Origin of the sequence: Polynucleobacter sp. JS-JIR-5-A7 (genome assembly GCF_018687935.1) — a bacterium.
Taxonomy (GTDB): Bacteria; Pseudomonadota; Gammaproteobacteria; order Burkholderiales; family Burkholderiaceae; genus Polynucleobacter.
The window spans coordinates 1,965,984-1,982,438 of record NZ_CP061308.1; the positions used below are offsets into that span (position 1 = coordinate 1,965,984).

A 16,455-nucleotide genomic window follows, 5' to 3' on the forward strand; every position below is an offset into this window, starting at 1 on the left:
CGCTTCTAGTTCAGTTCGCTGAAAACAATTTCAGAATCGCTTCACCATTGCTAGGAGAAAAACATTTCTGAGCTGCCTCTGCAAATGGCAACCACTCATAAGCAACATGCTCTCTTGGGGAAAGCTGAATGGAAGTATTTTCTGGAACCTGCAGCGCAAACCAATGTTCAGTATTTCTAGTGACACCAGGCGCATATCGAAAGCGCCACTCTGGATAGATCTCATATTCGATCTGGTGATGCAAATTGCGCAGCGCATCTGCTGGCAGGTGGTCAACGGCAATCCCCGTTTCTTCGAAAACCTCACGGGTAGCCGCTTGAGCTAAATCTTCATCTGACCTATCCAAGCTACCAGTAACCGATTGCCAAAAGCCTACACGATCAGCGCGCTCTATCAATAAAACATCCCTATTCGATTTGTAGATAACGACTAAAACCGAGATAGGGATTTTCAAGATAGCGCGGATACGGCTTGAATTGTTTTAAACAGCCGGCGCTGCTTGGCGCAAGCGGATATGCAACTCACGCAACTGACGCTCATCTACTGGGCTAGGCGCTTGGGTTAATAAGCATTGTGCACGTTGTGTTTTAGGGAAAGCAATGACATCACGAATGGACTCAGCACCAGTCATCATGGTCACAATACGATCTAAGCCGAAGGCAATACCGCCATGTGGGGGCGCACCGTATTGAAGTGCATCTAATAAAAAGCCAAACTTTGCTTGAGCTTCTTCAGCACCAATCTTCAATGCGCGGAAAACCTGACTTTGTACCGCCTCTTGGTGAATACGAACAGAACCGCCGCCGATTTCACTACCATTTAGAACCATGTCATAAGCCTTAGCCAAGCACTTGCCTGGATCAGACTCGAGGTACTTCATGTGCTCATCCTTCGGGCTGGTGAATGGATGATGGCAAGCAACCCAACGGGCTTCGCCTTCGTCGTAATCAAACATCGGGAAATCTACTACCCACAATGGCTTCCATGCTTCGGTAAAGAGGCCATGCTCTTTACCCCAAGCAGAGTGGCCAATACGCAAGCGCAGGTTGCCGATGGCATCATTCACCACTTTTTCTTTATCAGCACCAAAGAAAATGATGTCGCCGTCTTTAGCACCAGTCCGTTTCAAGATGCCTTCGATCGCAGCATCATGCAAGTTTTTCACAATCGGTGATTGCAAACCATTGCGGCCTTCAGCGATAGAATTCACTTTGATCCATGCCAAACCTTTGGCGCCATAGATACTGACAAACTGGGTGTAGTCATCAATTTCACTACGACTGATCTCGGCGCCATCTGGTACACATAAGCCCACTACTCGGCCACCTTCTTGATTAGCTGCACCTGAGAAGACCTTGAAATCAACGTCTTTCATCAAATCTGTCAATTCAGTGAATTCAAAGTTGACACGCAAATCTGGCTTATCGGAACCAAAACGCGCCATACCCTCTGAGTAAGGCATGGTTGGAAATGGATTAGGCAATTCCACATTCATGGTTTTCTTAAAAATATGACGAATCATGTTTTCAAAGAGATCGCGAATCTCAATCTCGCTCAAGAAAGCCGTTTCACAGTCGATTTGGGTAAATTCTGGTTGACGGTCTGCACGTAAATCTTCGTCCCGGAAACACTTGGTAATTTGATAGTAACGATCAAAACCAGCCACCATCAATAGCTGCTTAAACAACTGGGGAGACTGTGGCAAAGCAAAGAACTGGCCATCATGCACACGGGATGGAACCAAATAGTCGCGCGCACCTTCAGGCGTACTCTTGGTGAGCATCGGTGTTTCAATATCAATAAAGCCCGCTTCGTCTAAATAGCGGCGGCACTCCATTGCAACGTTATAACGCAAGCGTAGATTCTTTTGCATTTGCGGACGACGCAAATCCAATACACGATGAGTCAAACGAGTGGTCTCGGATAAATTCTCATCATCAATCTGGAACGGCGGAGTAATAGAAGCATTCACAATAACCAGGTTGTGACAGAGAATTTCTACTTTACCGCTAACCAAATCTGTATTCTCTGTGCCAGCAGGGCGTGCGCGAACTAAACCTTTAATCTGAATACAGAACTCATTGCGCACTTGCTCAGCAAGGGCAAACATCTCCGGACGATCTGGATCACAAACTACCTGCACAAAACCTTCGCGATCACGCAAGTCAATAAAGATGACGCCTCCGTGGTCACGACGGCGGTTAACCCAGCCTGAGAGTGTGACCTCTTGACCAATCAGTGAATCGGTTACTTGGCCGCAAGTATGGCTACGCATTGACATAACAATTTCCTAAAATCAAAAATGGCGTGGTGACTCATGTGAAGTCAGAGCACTAGAATTATTTGGTGGAACCGAGCCCATGGAAACAATATGTTTCAATGCCTCTTCTACACTCATCTCCAACTCAATCGTTTGCGCACGAGGTACGATCATAAAAAATCCGGAGGTAGGATTTGGCGTGGTGGGCAAAAATACATTGACGTAGTCTTCGCCGAGCTTAGCCGTCACTTCTTTTGCAGGCGTGCCGGTTTGAAATGCAATCACCCAAGAGTCCGCATGAGGATAACGAATCAACAGAGCCTTACTAAAGGCCTGACCATTTCCAGAAAATAAAGTGGAAGAAACTTGTTGAACGCTTGAGTAGATGGAACGAACAATCGGAATGCGATTGACAAACTTATCCCAAATCTTTAACCACCACTGGCCAGCAAAACTAATTGCCAGTAGTCCGGTGAACATAATCACTGCAATTACAATCACAATTCCAACGCCTGGGAGGTCGCGGAAGTGTTGGACATCTATTGCAGCATCATGGGGAAGAACCATAATGATGGCGTGCATTACCGAACCAAAAACACCGTCGAGTAAACCCAAGCCCCCGGCAATCACCCAAACGGTGATTGACAATGGTGCCCAAACCAGGATGCCAGCGATAAAGTATTTTTTCATGTGTTTTGCCTAACCTGCTATTTTAGCGGTTAAGGAGCCAATCGGCGAGAGGCTAATAAATGCCTAGGCTGATGATCAAAATTCCAGCCAAAAATCCTCCAGCAAAGAGCAAAGCCCCAGCTATCAGGCGGTGAGTACGTCTTTCTTCAAGCAAAAGGGCTTTTAAGACCTCTAATTCGCCATTTTGGTCTTTTGTTTGATGACGGCTTTGAGCCAAACTATCAGCAATTAAACGCGGCAAAGTAGGCAGAATTTTGGCCCAAGTAGGCGCCTCTTCCTTCAGCCCGTCCAGCAAACCGCGCCAACCGAGCTGCTTATCAACCCATTTTTCCAAAATTGGCTTAGCGGTTTTCCAAAGATCCAAATCTGGGTCTAGCTCACGCGCCAACCCTTCTACATTTAAGAGTGTTTTTTGCAACAGGGTCAATTGAGGCTGTATTTCGATCTTAAAGCGACGTGAGGTCTGGAACAAACGCATCAACACAATTCCAAGAGAAATCTCTTTGAGTGGACGATCAAAGTAAGGCTCACAAACAGAACGCACAGCCCCCTCTAATTCTTCAACGCGCGTATTCGCCGGAACCCAACCAGATTCAATATGAAGTTCAGCAACGCGGCGATAGTCACGATTAAAGAACGCCAAAAAGTTCAGCGCTAAATAATTCTTATCCGATTCGCTGAGAGCGCCAACGATTCCAAAGTCTAAAGAAATAAATCGGCCAAAAGTTTCTGGCTCCAAACTAATCATGATGTTTCCAGGATGCATATCTGCGTGGAAAAATCCGTACTCAAATACTTGTGTGAAAAATATCTCTACGCCATCAGCTGCCAACTTCTTAAAATCTACGCCAGCTGCACGCAAGTCTGCGGTGCGTCCAATTGAAATGCCATCCATTTTTTGCATCACAATGACATTGGTGTGACATAGATCCCAATACATCTCTGGAATCATCAACTTCTTAGAATCTGCAAAATAGCGACGTAATTGACTTGCGTTTCCTGCCTCGCGCATCAGATCTAATTCATCATGCAAGTAAGTGTCAAACTCTGCAACGTTCTCAGTCGGTTTCAAGCGACGACCATCCTCAGAACTCTTTTCAATGACTTTTGCTAAGTCATACATCAAGGCCAGATCACCTTCAATTACTGGCAAGATACCAGGGCGCAATACTTTGATCGCTACCGTTTTATGGGCCCATTCAGGATGTTTGTCGGTGGCGCGCAACACTCCAAAATGCACTTGTGCAACCGAGGCACTTGCTACCGGGGTTGCATCAAAGCTAATGAATACCTCTTCGATAGGCTGACCAATAGCCTCTTCAATTAAACGACGAGACTCTGCATTAGAAAACGGCGGTACTTGATCTTGTAACTTTGCCAACTCATTGGCAATATCTTCTGGTAACAAGTCACGACGCGTGGAAAGCACTTGTCCAAACTTTACAAAAATCGGACCAAGCGCTTCAAGGGTTAAGCGAATGCGCTCTCCTCTTGGTAATTTAGTACCAGGAGAAGTCCAACAAACGACTGTCAAAAAGCTACGGCCAACTCCTGATTTAAGAACATCGCGCAATAAAGGCAATAAACCATAACGCCAAGCAGTAAAAAATATAAAACAGAGACGAGCAATTCGACGCACGATTTATTTAACCTTTTGCTCTATGAGTTGAATACGTTTTTCTAAACGATCTACTGAATCGCGTAAGTCATTTAACTCGGATTTGCGAACCATAAAATCGCGTTTATTTAAAAGGATCTTTCGCTCTTCACTGACATACTCAATCACATTGTCCAATAAGTCACTGGCGGCAGAACGCGTAGCAGAAACAAATTTCTTACCTTGTCTGACAGCAAAATTTGCAGGCGCATCACCAACTATACGCGCCAGATCTTCCTCATATTCCCAGCGCAACTGGCCCGCTAAACGTCCAATCAATTGAGCCAAATCTGCATCACCAGTAATTTTGACAGCTTTGAAAGCTTGTTCCTTTAAATTGCCAGGGCTAGCCACCAAATCACTCATCGCTTTTACAGACACCTCTAAGGCAAGTGTAGGGCTTTCCAACTCTCTTAAGACCTCTAAGCGTCCAACAGGATTAATCTCAAAACACAAGCGCCCAAAAGGAAGTTGAATAAGTACCGTCTTCTCTGCATGCTTTGCTAGCTCAGCGCACGCCCATGGCTCTCGCCCCAAGACGTGGTTAATTCCTCGGCAAGCAGCTCCGGCAGCAATCGTATGGGTTGAAGAGGATATTGTGTTCATAAGTGTAAAAAACCCGCACAAGTGCGGGTTTTCCGACGGAAATTACCTAAAGCTTAAACTAACTGGGAGATACCCGCTAGTACCCAACCTCCAGGACCCTCTACTGGCTTGCTTAAATTCCAGATTTCTGAGAAATCACTGGCTGGCGCTCCCTGTTGCTCACGGATCATACCGCTGAACTGAACGCTGCAGAAGTAATGCGCATCTGCAGTTTCGATTCCCAATAACCGCGCATTAATCGTCACAACATCAGTTTGGTTGGCGCTATCAGTCCGACCCGCTAAGTCCTGCTGAATGGTTGCAAACATTTCAGGGGTAGCGAATTCACGCAATGCAGCAAGGTCCCCTTGATCCCAGGCTTTTTGTAAGGTCACAAAATACTGTTTTGCATTCTCTAAGAAGGCTTGCTGATCAAAGCCTGGTGGCAGCGTGGAATGAAATAGCTCAGGCTCCTGTGAAATACCAGCAAAAGCATTTGCTACAGGAGTAAAAGCCGGGTCTTGTCTGGGATTTTGATTAAGGCTCGCTCGCTGCATAACAGGGGTAGGTGCATTTGCATTCTGCCCTGCGCCTGACATAGCAGGCAAGAACCTGCGAATCACAAACATGATGACAAAACCAGCCAGCACCGCAATCAACAAACCGGTAATCAGGGAAGAGGCTGCCTCACCCAGACCAAAATGCGATAAGAGATAGCCAATACCTAAACCAGCAGCTAACCCACCTAAGAGGCCACCCATGCCACCAAAACGACTAGGCGCTGGCGCTTGTGGTGCTGGAGCTGCAGGTTGAGCTTGCTGAGCTTGCTTTTGTGCAGGTTGAGCTTGCTTTTGAATTGGAGCACTGGGAGCTTTACCGATACTTTTGCCGCCACCAAGACGCGCTGCATCAACGTGACCCACTGTTGCGAATATCAAAGTAAAGCTTAATAAAACTGCTTTAAAAAAATGTTTGTTCATTGCTTTTACCCCTTCTAATAACTTCTTCAATACTTGAGTTTTTAAGAGCTTAAAAACTATACAACTATCAGTATTTAATACCAATATGTAAGGCAACGATACCCCCAGTCATTCTATGGGTTTGCACTTCGTCAAAACCAACCCCCAGCATCATCTCTTTGAGGGTATCCGCGTCAGGGTGCATGCGGATAGATTCTGCCAAATAGCGATAGCTTTCTGAATCTTGCGCTATTTTTTCACCCAACCAAGGCAGCACTTTAAATGAATACAGGTCATATACAGGTTGCAGGAAGGCATCTGGCTTGGAAAACTCCAAGACGAGTACGCGGCCCCCTGGCTTAATCACGCGACACATTTCGCCAAGTGCAAGCTCTTTATGAGTCATATTGCGCAAACCAAAAGCAACGGTTACAACATCAAAATGGTTATTAGGGAACGGAATTTTTTCCGCATCAAATTGCACACAAGGCAAGGCCATGCCCTGGTCTAACAAACGATCTCGACCGACACCTAACATTGAAGCATTGATATCACTCAACCAAACTTGAGCATCAGGATTACGACCCCAATCCGTCGCCTTGGCAAATGCGCTAGCTAGGTCGCCAGTGCCGCCAGCAATATCCAGCACTTTTTGGCCAGGACGTACATTTGCACTTGCAATCGTGATCTTTTTCCAAACGCGATGTAGGCCGAAAGACATTAAGTCATTCATCACATCGTATTTGCTAGCTACCGAATGAAATACCTCAGCAACCTTACCAGCCTTCTCGGCTTCGTCAACGCTTTGATAGCCAAAGTGGGTTTTACTCATTAGTGACTTCCACAAGAGTGGCCATGTGAGTGTCCTGCCTGCACCATCGGCGCATCACGATCAAGACCTGCAGCAGCCAATTTATCCAAATGCTCTTTCCATACTTGCTCTTGGTTTTCGCACAAGAAATACAAGTAATCCCAAGAATATAAGCCTGAATCATGCCCATCAGAAAAAGTGGGTTTCAGTGCGTAATGACCGACAGGCTCCAGACTGGCAATCAATACCTCGCGCTTACCCGTTTGCAAAGTCTCTTGACCAGGGCCGTGACCCTGAACTTCTGCCGATGGAGAAAGTACCCTCAATAATTCAAAAGGCAGTCGATATGAAGAGCCGTCGTCATAAGAGAGCTCAAGAACCTTGGACTGCTGGTGCACAACAACATTCGTTGGAATCATTAAACCAACACCCTTTCAATACCGCCTTGGTTAGCTTTGGTGACGTAGTCTTGCATCCAATTTTCACCGAGTAATTTTTGCGCCATCTCAACTACGATGTAATCAGCAGTAGTATTACTATCTGCATCAAAGCGGGTTAAGCCTTGCAAGCAAGATGGGCAGCTTGTTAATACTTTAACGTCGCCAGTGAAATCGCCCTGACGCAAATCATTGGCTGCTTTTTCCATTTCAATTTGTTTGCGAAAACGGACTTGAGTAGAAATATCAGGGCGAGTAACCGCTAAGGTTCCAGACTCACCACAGCAACGATCATTTTTCGCAATCGCTTTTCCGTCTTCCAATTGGATGAGCTCATTCACTGTCTTCAAAGGGTCCTGTAACTTCATGGGGGAGTGGCAAGGATCGTGATACATATATTTCACGCCTGTTACTCCAGTGAGCTTGACACCCTTCTCGGCTAAAAATTCGTGGATATCAATAATCCGGCAACCAGGGAAGATTTGCTCAAACTGATAGCCCGCTAATTGGTCGTAACAAGTGCCGCAAGATACGACTACCGTCTTGATATCTAAGTAGTTCAAGGTATTAGCCACCCGATGAAATAAGACGCGGTTGTCCGTAATCATCTTATCCGCTTTGTCAAAATCACCATTACCGCGCTGTGGGTAGCCGCAGCATAAATAGCCTGGTGGCAACACTGTCTGCACTCCAACATTCCAGAGCATTGCTTGGGTTGCTAAACCCACTTGCGAAAATAGACGCTCGGATCCGCAGCCCGGGAAGTAAAAGACCGCCTCAGTATCGGCAGAGGTTGTTTTAGGATCCCGAATAATGGGCACGTAGTTTGCATCTTCAATATCCAATAAAGCACGCGCAGTCTTTTTCGGCAAATTGCCAGGCATCTTCTTATTTACAAAGAAAATAACCTGTTCAGTGATGGTCGGTTTCCCGACAGTTGCAGGAGGGTGTGCAGTTTGCTTTTTAGCAAACTTACGCAGAAGATCATTGCCTAAGCGCTGTAACTTATAGCCCCAACCAATCATAGCCGTACGAACTAAATGAATAGTCTCTGGACTGGTGGTATTCAAAAAAAACATCGATGCTGCTGTACCTGGATTAAAACGCTGCTGACCCATTTTACGCATGAGGTTGCGCATATTCATCGTCACATCACCAAAGTCGATCTTGACTGGGCAAGGCGTTAAGCACTTATGACAGACAGTGCAATGCGCTGCGACATCATCAAACATTTCCCAATGCCGAATTGAAACACCGCGACGAGTTTGCTCCTCATATAAGAAGGCTTCAATCAATAATGATGTCGCCAAAATTTTGTCGCGGGGACTATATAAAAGATTTGCGCGTGGCACGTGGGTCGCGCAAACTGGCTTGCACTTACCACAGCGTAAGCAATCTTTCACGCTATCAGCGATAGCGCCGATATCACTTTGCTGCATGATGATGGACTCATGCCCCATCAAGCCAAAGCTTGGCGTGTAAGCCATGCTCAGGTCGGCATGCGGCATCAGCTTGCCCTTGTTAAATCTGCCTTCAGGGTCTACACGATTCTTATAGCTACGGAAGTCTTTTAATTCTGCTTCTGTCAGGTACTCCAACTTCGTAATACCAATACCATGCTCACCAGAAATCACGCCATCTAAGGAGCGGGCTAACTTCATAATACGATCGACTGCACGATGGGCATCTTGCAGCATCTCGTAGTCATCAGAGTTCACCGGAATATTGGTGTGTACATTACCGTCACCAGCATGCATATGCAATGCTACGAATACGCGCTTACGCAGAATATTTTTATGAATAGCCTCAAGCTCAGCCAATATCGGCTCGAATGCAAGACCGCCAAAAATAATGCGTAATTCAGAACGAACTTGCTCTTTCCATGATGCCCGCAAGCTGTAGTTTTGCAGTTGTGGAAAGTAAGTATCCATCTGCGTCAGCCAATCAGCCCAACGAGTGCGTACCCTCGTAATTAATTCAAGAGCCTGCTGTACCCGATCACCTAAAATCTCTGCTGTAGGGATTTCATATTCCGCATCACTCTTGCCTAATGGCAAAGCGCTCTTTTTCAAGAACGACTCCAGGCCGTCGAGAACTTGTAACTTGTTTTTAAGGGATAGTTCAATATTGATGCGATCAATCCCATCGGTGTACTCACCCATCCGCGGCAAAGGAATTACCACATCTTCATTGATCTTAAATGCATTGGTATGACGAGCAATGGCGGCTGTCCGAGCACGGTCGAGCCAGAACTTCTTGCGAGCTTCTGCGCTCACTGCAACAAAGCCCTCGCCAACCCGCAGGTTTGCCATGCGCACTACTTCACTAGTAGCTGCTGCGACTGCTCCTTCATCATCGCCAGCAATATCGCCAATCAAGACCATCTTCGGCAAGCTATTACGCTTGGATTTGGTGGAGTAACCCACTGCCCTTAAATATCGATCATCCAAGTGCTCCAGACCAGCCAGAATGGGGCCGCCTTGCTTACTTAAACCATCCAAGTAAGCCTTGATTTCGACAATACTTGGAATGGCCTCGCGCGCTTGCCCAAAAAACTCTAAGCAAACAGTACGCATAAATTTTGGCATGTGATGCAATATCCAAGTTGCGCTAGTAATCAAACCATCGCAACCTTCTTTTTGTACGCCAGGCAAGCCTGATAAAAATTTATCAGTAACGTCTTTACCTAAACCCTCTTTGCGAAAACGCTTGCCTTCTACTTCGAGCAATTCTGTTTTTAGAATTCGCTGACCAGGCTCGCTATTACCATCAGACCAAGTTAACTGAAAGCGCACGGTTGCAACATCATGAATCTTGCCAAGGTTGTGCTCAAGGCGTTCAACATCGAGCCAATTGCCCTCTGGATCCACCATGCGCCAGCTAGCGAGGTTATCTAGAGCAGTGCCCCAAAGAACTGCTTTTTTACCACCGGCATTCATGGCAATGTTGCCGCCAATGCAACTCGCATCAGCAGAAGTAGGATCAACTGCAAACACTAAGCCAGCTTGCTCTGCAGCATCAGCTACACGGCGAGTGACAACACCAGCACCAGTAAAGATAGTTGAGACCTCATGAGCTACACCAGGCAGAGGCTTAGATTTCACGCCGCCGATATCTTGTAATTTCTCAGTATTAATCACTGCAGACATGGCATACAAGGGAATCGCACCACCGGTATAGCCAGTGCCACCTCCACGAGGAATAATCGTGAGACCCAATGCCACGCAGGCTTTCACCAAACCAGGAATCTCCGACTCGTAATCAGGCTTAAGTACTACTAGTGGAAACTCAACACGCCAGTCCGTTGCATCAGTAACATGCGCTGCGCGCGATACGCCATCAAAACAAATATTGTCACTAGCGGTATGGCGGCTTAATTCTTTACGTGCGCGTTTACGAATTTGTTCAACTTCCTTAAATCCATTTTCGAAATTTTCAATGGCGCGATAAGCAGCGCTTAATAAAATTTCGACCTGTTCTGCAGAATCTCCACTATTACGCTTTTTAACTTCACCCAAGCGATGCCATAGAGCATCGATTAATTGTTTGCGGCGAACTGGGCTATCCAATAAGTCATCCTGCAAAAAGGGGTTGCGTTGAACCACCCAAATATCACCCAGGATTTCAAACAACATGCGGGCAGAGCGGCCAGTACGGCGGACGCCGCGCAACTCATTGAGAACCCGCCACGACTCCTCACCTAAGAGGCGAATCACAATTTCTCGATCAGAAAAGGAGGTATAGTTGTAGGGAATTTCGCGAAGACGGGGGGAACCCGCCTCAGCATCCAACAACTGGTTTAAAGCCAATGGTGCGTTCATAGCGACATATTTGATAAATAAGCATTTTAGTTGAGCGAACCTGATAGTGTCAGCAAACGGATAAAGTTGCTCCCTAAATCGATAAACCCTTGCAAATCTAAGGGCTTAGGAGCCATCCGTGGTACGCTCATTGGATGGCAACGAACTATTTAAAGAAAATTTTATCGGCTCGCGTCTATGACGTAGCCAGAGAAACTGAACTGCAGCTCGCCCCCGAACTGACTAAGCGTTTGGGTAACCAGGTCCTTCTCAAAAGAGAGGATAACCAGCCGGTTTTTTCCTTCAAACTCCGTGGCGCCTATAACAAAATGGCCCATTTGCCCCCAGAATCTTTAAAACGCGGTGTGATTGCGGCTTCTGCAGGCAATCATGCTCAAGGCGTAGCCTTATCTGCTGCCAAAATGAAATGTAAGGCTGTCATCGTGATGCCGGTGACGACTCCCAGCGTCAAAATTGATGCCGTTAAAGCGAGAGGTGGTTCTTGGGTCGAGATCATTCTCCAGGGTGAGTCTTACAGCGACGCATTTCAACATGCGGAACTATTAGGCAAAAAACGAGGCTTGACCTTTGTTCATCCATTTGATGACCCAGATGTAATCGCTGGACAAGGTACCATTGCCCACGAAATTTTTACTCAATATGAAAAACCCATCGATGCAGTATTTGTCGCCATTGGTGGTGGCGGTCTCATATCCGGTATTGGCGAATATATCAAAGCAGTAAGCCCAAAGACCAAAGTCATCGGCGTGCAAGCCTCAGATTCTGATGCCATGAATCAATCTCTCAAAGCGAACAAACGGATTGAGATGAAAGATGTTGGCTTATTCTCTGATGGCACTGCTGTCAAATTGGTCGGTAAAGAAACTTTCCGTATCTGCAAAAAAGTAGTTGATGAAATCATTACTGTCGATACCGATGAAATCTGTGCAGCCATTAATGATGTCTTTACCGATACCCGAAGCATCCTTGAGCCTGCTGGCGCCCTAGCCATTGCAGGCATGAAGAAGTATGTTGATAAAAAACGTCTCAAGAAGAAAACCCTGGTAGCCGTTGCTTGCGGAGCCAATATGAACTTTAGCCGTCTCCGCTTTGTAGCAGAGCGTGCAGACGTTGGTGAGTTCCGCGAAGCAGTATTTGCCGTAACGATTCCTGAAGAGCGTGGCTCTTTCAAACGTTTCTGTGAATTACTCGGTAAACGCAATGTGACTGAGTTTAACTATCGGATTGGTGATCAAAGCGAAGCACATATTTTTGTAGGCATCAGCACACAAAAAGCGGGGGATAGCGAAGCCATTGCAAAACATTTCCGTAAAGCGAAGTTTGCAACGATCGACCTCACCCATGATGAGTTAGCAAAATCGCACTTACGTCATATGGTGGGTGGTCACTCTGTACTTGCCAAAGATGAATTGCTCTACCGTTTTGAATTTCCAGAGCGCCCGGGTGCTTTGATGAAGTTCCTAAAGAGCATGGCACCTAACTGGAACATTAGTCTCTTCCACTATCGTAATCATGGTGCTGATTACGGCCGCATTTTGGTAGGTATCCAGGTACCCAAAAATGAGCAGAAGAAATTCCAAAACTTCTTGGCAACATTGGGTTACCCTCACTGGGATGAAAGTAATAACCCTGCATATCAGCTGTTCCTGAAATGAGATGTAATTCTTAAATGTCATACACGCTTACCGGAAAACTCGTCGTTGCGATCTCATCGCGCGCCCTATTTGATTTTGAAGAAGAAAATCGCATCTTTGAGTCAACCGATGACAGCGCTTATATGAAATTACAACTTGAGCGCCTGAGTGAGGCCGCTCAAAAAGGGGTGGCATTTCCATTAGTTAAAAAACTTCTCGCTTTTAATGAAGAAGGTGAGCAACGGGTTGAAGTTGTGATACTTTCCCGCAATGATCCCGTCAGTGGTCTGCGCGTCTTCCGTTCTGCCGAACACCATGGTCTGCATCTTGAACGTGGCGTATTTACCAGAGGTCGCCCTCCCTACCATTACCTACGCTCATTACATGCCAACCTCTTCTTATCGGCCAACGAAGATGATGTGAGAGCAACAATTGATGCAGGCTTCCCAGCTGCGCGAGTCTACCCAGAGTCTAGTAAAACTGCTGAGTCTCACCCCAATGAAATTCGGATTGCATTTGACGGAGATGCAGTCCTGTTCTCCGATGAAGCCGAGCAAGTATTTCAGAAAAAAGGGCTTGAGGCTTTTGTTGATCATGAGAGCAAGAAGGTCGACATTCCATTACCTCCGGGACCCTTCAAACCTTTATTGGAAGCATTGCACAGACTGCAGCGCTCCACTAGCGAAAACGGTATGCGCATTCGTACTGCGCTAGTCACTGCACGCTCTGCCCCAGCACATGAACGTGCTATTCGAACACTGATGGCATGGGGTATTGATGTCGATGAAGCCATGTTCTTAGGTGGCTTATCAAAGAGTGAGTTCTTGCGAGAATTTGAACCCGACTTTTTCTTTGACGATCAAACGGGCCATTGCCAATCAGCTGCATCCGTAGCCCCAACAGGACATGTCGTATCAGGTGTATCGAATAAACCTAAAAGCTAAAAGTAATTAATGGCAACGCTTCCACTTGGACAATCAACGCAATATCCAGATCAATATGATCCGAGTTTGCTCTTTCCCATTCCCAGGGCTGAGAACCGCAAGAAGGTAGGACTTAAAGAGGGTCAAGTTTTGCCATTTGTGGGTGTTGACATATGGAACGCATTTGAACTGAGCTGGCTCAATCAAAAAGGAAAACCACAAATTGCCCTGGCTGAGTTTCAGATTCCCGCAGACTCTCCCAACATGATTGAGTCTAAATCTTTCAAGCTCTATCTCAATAGTCTCAATAGCGCCCGCTTTGAAGATGAGAATGAAGTCAAAGAAAAACTCACTGCGGATTTATCAGTAGTGGCTGGCAGCAAGATCACTACTCGCATCAACCCCACTGAAATCATTTCCAAAAAAGGAATGCAAGAGATGGGCGGCATCTTGATGGATCGACTAGATATCGAGATTGATCCAAGCTTGCCTGCAGATTCAAGCCTATTAGGTGTTAATGAATCGTTTGGTCCGATTGAGCAGTGCTTGGTATCGCACTTACTCAAATCAAACTGCCCTGTTACCGGCCAACCGGATTGGGCTAGCGTCCAAATTCGTTATCAAGGACGTCCCATTCTTGAAGAAGGCTTACTGCGCTACCTGATTGGCTTTAGGCAATTGGGTGAGTTTCATGAGCATTGCGTAGAAACAATCTTTACTGACATCAAACGACAGTGCAAACCAGAAAAACTTTCTGTCTACGCCCGCTACACACGACGCGGGGGCCTAGACATCAACCCATTTCGCACTGATCATAATTCGCCTTGGCCCGAAAATATTCGACACGCAAGACAGTAGGTAAATAAAAACCCCTTGTAGAAAATTCTAGAAGGGGTTTTTAACACTACGATATCTACCACATTATTTAATGTTGCCTAAAACGGAATATCATCGTCCATTGCACCGAGGGATGCGGCATTAGACGATGCGGGGGCAGACTGCTCAGCCGGCTTTGAGCGAGCATAGCTTTCACCACCATCACCACTTCCGCCTACTGGCTTACCACCAAGCATTTGCATAGTTTCTGCAACGATCTCGGTAGAATACTTTTCTTGTCCACTGGCATCAGTCCATTTGCGTGTTCGCAAACGGCCTTCAACATAAACCTGCGAACCTTTTTTGAGGTACTGGCCAGCGATTTCTGCAAGCTTGCCAAAGAATGCAACGCGATGCCATTCTGTGGTTTCTTTCATCTCACCAGTTTGTTTATCTTTGTAGCGATCAGATGTTGCTACTGAAATGTTTGTAACGGCGTCGCCACTTGGCATATAACGCGTTTCTGGATCACGTCCTACATTACCTACGATGATGACCTTATTTACCGAAGCCATGTTGTCTCCCGAAGAAAAATACCACTGTTATTACTGCTGAAAATGAACTGCTCGCTTTAATTAAATTGATGAAGCTACGGCTATGTCTTTGCGGCTAAACCCTTTGATTCTGCTGCTTTCGCTGGCATTTCACCCATCGACCAAGCAATTATAAGCCAGCCAACTAGCATAGCCGCCCCGACTGCAAAGACCGATACATTGCCAAGGCTATCCATTAAATAACCCCCTAACAACGCACCAGAAAAGAGGCCAATAGATTGTGTGGTGTTGTAAACCCCCAAAGCGGTGCCCTTTGATTCTTTTGCATAACGAGTGACCAATGATGGTTGTAATGCTTCCAAAAGATTGAAGCCTACAAAATAGACCAGCAATGCCACCGTAATGAGAGTCACAGATGCAGCTTGAGTGAAAATGATTTCAGCAATAACCAGCAAAATGATGGCAATTAACAGAACAAGTCGTATGCGCTGTTTTTTCTCACCGTAGACTAAAAGTGGAACCATAAATACAAACGAGAGTAAAACCACTGAGAGATAGATTTGCCAGTGCGCAGTGAGCGGAAATCCTGCTTGCTCTAATAAACGTGGCACCACTAAAAACATAGCTACTTGGGTAGCATTCAATACAAATACACCTACATTTAGTCGCATGAGCTCTGGGCGAAGAAATACAACTTTGAGTGAATCTTGTTGCGCATGAACTTCAGGTCTGTTATTTGGCAATACAAAATAGGCCACTAACATCGCCAAGATACCTAGTATTGCCAATACAAAAAACATCCCGCTTAAGCTAATCATGCGATAAAGCGGAGCAGCCACCACTAGCGAAACTGCAAAAGAGAGAGAAATACTGGCGCCGACTAAAGCCATCGCTTGACTGCGCACCTGCTCTCGAGTCAGATCGGCAACCCAAGCAGAAACCGCTGCAGAAATTGCACCGGCGCCCATCACCCCTCTACCGATAGAAATCCATAACAAATCATCTTTGGTTGCACAAATTAAAGCCCCGGCAACAAACAAGGACAACCCCCATAAAACGACCGCTTTTCGGCCGATTCGATCAGAAAGTCTGCCTAAGGGAATATGGAAGCAGGCCTGAACAATATTGAAAATTCCGAGTGCCAGCCCTATCAAGAAGGCTTGATCACCTCCTGGCAAGTCTTTGGCGTGGATGCTAAAAACGGGCAACAGCAAAAACAGGCCCAGCATACGTAAGCCGAAGATGCCCGCTAAGGCCAGAGTGGAGCGAAGTTCAGAAGAATTCATGGGAAAGAGCTATATTAACAAG

At 46.2% G+C, this 16,455-nt stretch carries 14 protein-coding genes; 3 read left to right on the forward strand and 11 right to left on the reverse strand.

The features are described 5' to 3' along the window. Window positions 1-10: 10 nt before the first annotated feature. From nudB to AOC29_RS10255, 9 genes are all read right to left on the reverse strand, one after another. Window positions 11-454: a dihydroneopterin triphosphate diphosphatase gene (nudB, locus tag AOC29_RS10215; RefSeq protein WP_215295880.1), complete on the reverse strand. Its 444-nt coding sequence runs from the start codon at window positions 452-454 to the stop codon at window positions 11-13. A gap of 27 nt (window positions 455-481) precedes the next feature. Then, window positions 482-2,281: an aspartate--tRNA ligase gene (aspS, locus tag AOC29_RS10220; protein WP_215295881.1), complete on the reverse strand. Its 1,800-nt coding sequence runs from the start codon at window positions 2,279-2,281 to the stop codon at window positions 482-484. Window positions 2,282-2,296: 15 nt separating this feature from the next. Next, window positions 2,297-2,950 (reverse strand): DUF502 domain-containing protein, encoded by a 654-nt coding sequence (locus AOC29_RS10225; protein WP_215295882.1) that lies wholly within the window; start codon window positions 2,948-2,950, stop codon window positions 2,297-2,299. 52 nt (window positions 2,951-3,002) lie between these two features. Then, window positions 3,003-4,589: a ubiquinone biosynthesis regulatory protein kinase UbiB gene (gene ubiB / locus AOC29_RS10230; RefSeq protein WP_215295883.1), complete on the reverse strand. Its 1,587-nt coding sequence runs from the start codon at window positions 4,587-4,589 to the stop codon at window positions 3,003-3,005. A 3-nt stretch (window positions 4,590-4,592) separates the two neighbouring features. Next, a complete protein-coding gene (locus tag AOC29_RS10235; protein ID WP_215295884.1) occupies window positions 4,593-5,213 on the reverse strand; it encodes an SCP2 domain-containing protein in 621 nt (206 codons plus the stop codon). Window positions 5,214-5,266: 53 nt separating this feature from the next. Then, entirely contained in the window at window positions 5,267-6,172 is a 906-nt protein-coding gene (locus tag AOC29_RS10240) for a Tim44 domain-containing protein (protein ID WP_215295885.1), read from the reverse strand. A 67-nt stretch (window positions 6,173-6,239) separates the two neighbouring features. Beyond that, window positions 6,240-6,983 (reverse strand): bifunctional demethylmenaquinone methyltransferase/2-methoxy-6-polyprenyl-1,4-benzoquinol methylase UbiE, encoded by a 744-nt coding sequence (gene ubiE, locus AOC29_RS10245; protein WP_215295886.1) that lies wholly within the window; start codon window positions 6,981-6,983, stop codon window positions 6,240-6,242. Then, a complete protein-coding gene (locus AOC29_RS10250; RefSeq protein WP_215295887.1) occupies window positions 6,983-7,381 on the reverse strand; it encodes a gamma-butyrobetaine hydroxylase-like domain-containing protein in 399 nt (132 codons plus the stop codon). The genes ubiE and AOC29_RS10250 overlap by 1 nt, the downstream gene beginning before the upstream one ends. Continuing rightward, entirely contained in the window at window positions 7,381-11,220 is a 3,840-nt protein-coding gene (locus AOC29_RS10255) for an FAD/FMN-binding oxidoreductase (protein WP_215295888.1), read from the reverse strand. The genes AOC29_RS10250 and AOC29_RS10255 overlap by 1 nt, the downstream gene beginning before the upstream one ends. Before the next feature lie 134 nt (window positions 11,221-11,354). Between AOC29_RS10255 and ilvA the strand changes: the two genes are divergently transcribed. From ilvA to queF, 3 genes are read left to right on the forward strand one after another with little or no spacing between them, the layout of a single operon-like run. Continuing rightward, window positions 11,355-12,875, forward strand: coding sequence for a threonine ammonia-lyase, biosynthetic (ilvA, locus tag AOC29_RS10260; RefSeq protein ID WP_215295889.1), 1,521 nt, complete (start codon window positions 11,355-11,357; stop codon window positions 12,873-12,875). 14 nt (window positions 12,876-12,889) lie between these two features. Continuing rightward, on the forward strand, window positions 12,890-13,798 hold the full coding sequence (locus AOC29_RS10265; protein ID WP_215295890.1) for a 5'-nucleotidase: 909 nt from the start codon (window positions 12,890-12,892) through the stop codon (window positions 13,796-13,798). Window positions 13,799-13,807: 9 nt separating this feature from the next. After that, on the forward strand, window positions 13,808-14,635 hold the full coding sequence (gene queF / locus AOC29_RS10270; RefSeq protein ID WP_215295891.1) for an NADPH-dependent 7-cyano-7-deazaguanine reductase QueF: 828 nt from the start codon (window positions 13,808-13,810) through the stop codon (window positions 14,633-14,635). 77 nt (window positions 14,636-14,712) lie between these two features. Here the strand turns inward: queF and ssb are convergent, their stop codons facing one another. Together ssb and AOC29_RS10280 are read right to left on the reverse strand one after the other, a co-directional pair. Next, window positions 14,713-15,168: a single-stranded DNA-binding protein gene (ssb, locus tag AOC29_RS10275; protein WP_215295892.1), complete on the reverse strand. Its 456-nt coding sequence runs from the start codon at window positions 15,166-15,168 to the stop codon at window positions 14,713-14,715. Between the two features lie 80 nt (window positions 15,169-15,248). After that, a complete protein-coding gene (locus AOC29_RS10280; RefSeq protein ID WP_215295893.1) occupies window positions 15,249-16,433 on the reverse strand; it encodes an MFS transporter in 1,185 nt (394 codons plus the stop codon). Window positions 16,434-16,455: the final 22 nt, after the last annotated feature.

Coding starts and splice junctions, on each gene's coding strand:
- aspS (WP_215295881.1), bottom strand. CDS start 2,281: ATGTCAATGCGTAGCCATACTTGCGGCCAAGTAACCGATTCACTGATT.
- AOC29_RS10225 (WP_215295882.1), bottom strand. CDS start 2,950: ATGAAAAAATACTTTATCGCTGGCATCCTGGTTTGGGCACCATTGTCA.
- AOC29_RS10235 (WP_215295884.1), bottom strand. CDS start 5,213: ATGAACACAATATCCTCTTCAACCCATACGATTGCTGCCGGAGCTGCT.
- AOC29_RS10240 (WP_215295885.1), bottom strand. CDS start 6,172: ATGAACAAACATTTTTTTAAAGCAGTTTTATTAAGCTTTACTTTGATA.
- ubiE (WP_215295886.1), bottom strand. CDS start 6,983: ATGAGTAAAACCCACTTTGGCTATCAAAGCGTTGACGAAGCCGAGAAG.
- AOC29_RS10250 (WP_215295887.1), bottom strand. CDS start 7,381: ATGATTCCAACGAATGTTGTTGTGCACCAGCAGTCCAAGGTTCTTGAG.
- AOC29_RS10255 (WP_215295888.1), bottom strand. CDS start 11,220: ATGAACGCACCATTGGCTTTAAACCAGTTGTTGGATGCTGAGGCGGGT.
- ilvA (WP_215295889.1), top strand. CDS start 11,355: ATGGCAACGAACTATTTAAAGAAAATTTTATCGGCTCGCGTCTATGAC.
- AOC29_RS10265 (WP_215295890.1), top strand. CDS start 12,890: ATGTCATACACGCTTACCGGAAAACTCGTCGTTGCGATCTCATCGCGC.
- queF (WP_215295891.1), top strand. CDS start 13,808: ATGGCAACGCTTCCACTTGGACAATCAACGCAATATCCAGATCAATAT.
- ssb (WP_215295892.1), bottom strand. CDS start 15,168: ATGGCTTCGGTAAATAAGGTCATCATCGTAGGTAATGTAGGACGTGAT.
- AOC29_RS10280 (WP_215295893.1), bottom strand. CDS start 16,433: ATGAATTCTTCTGAACTTCGCTCCACTCTGGCCTTAGCGGGCATCTTC.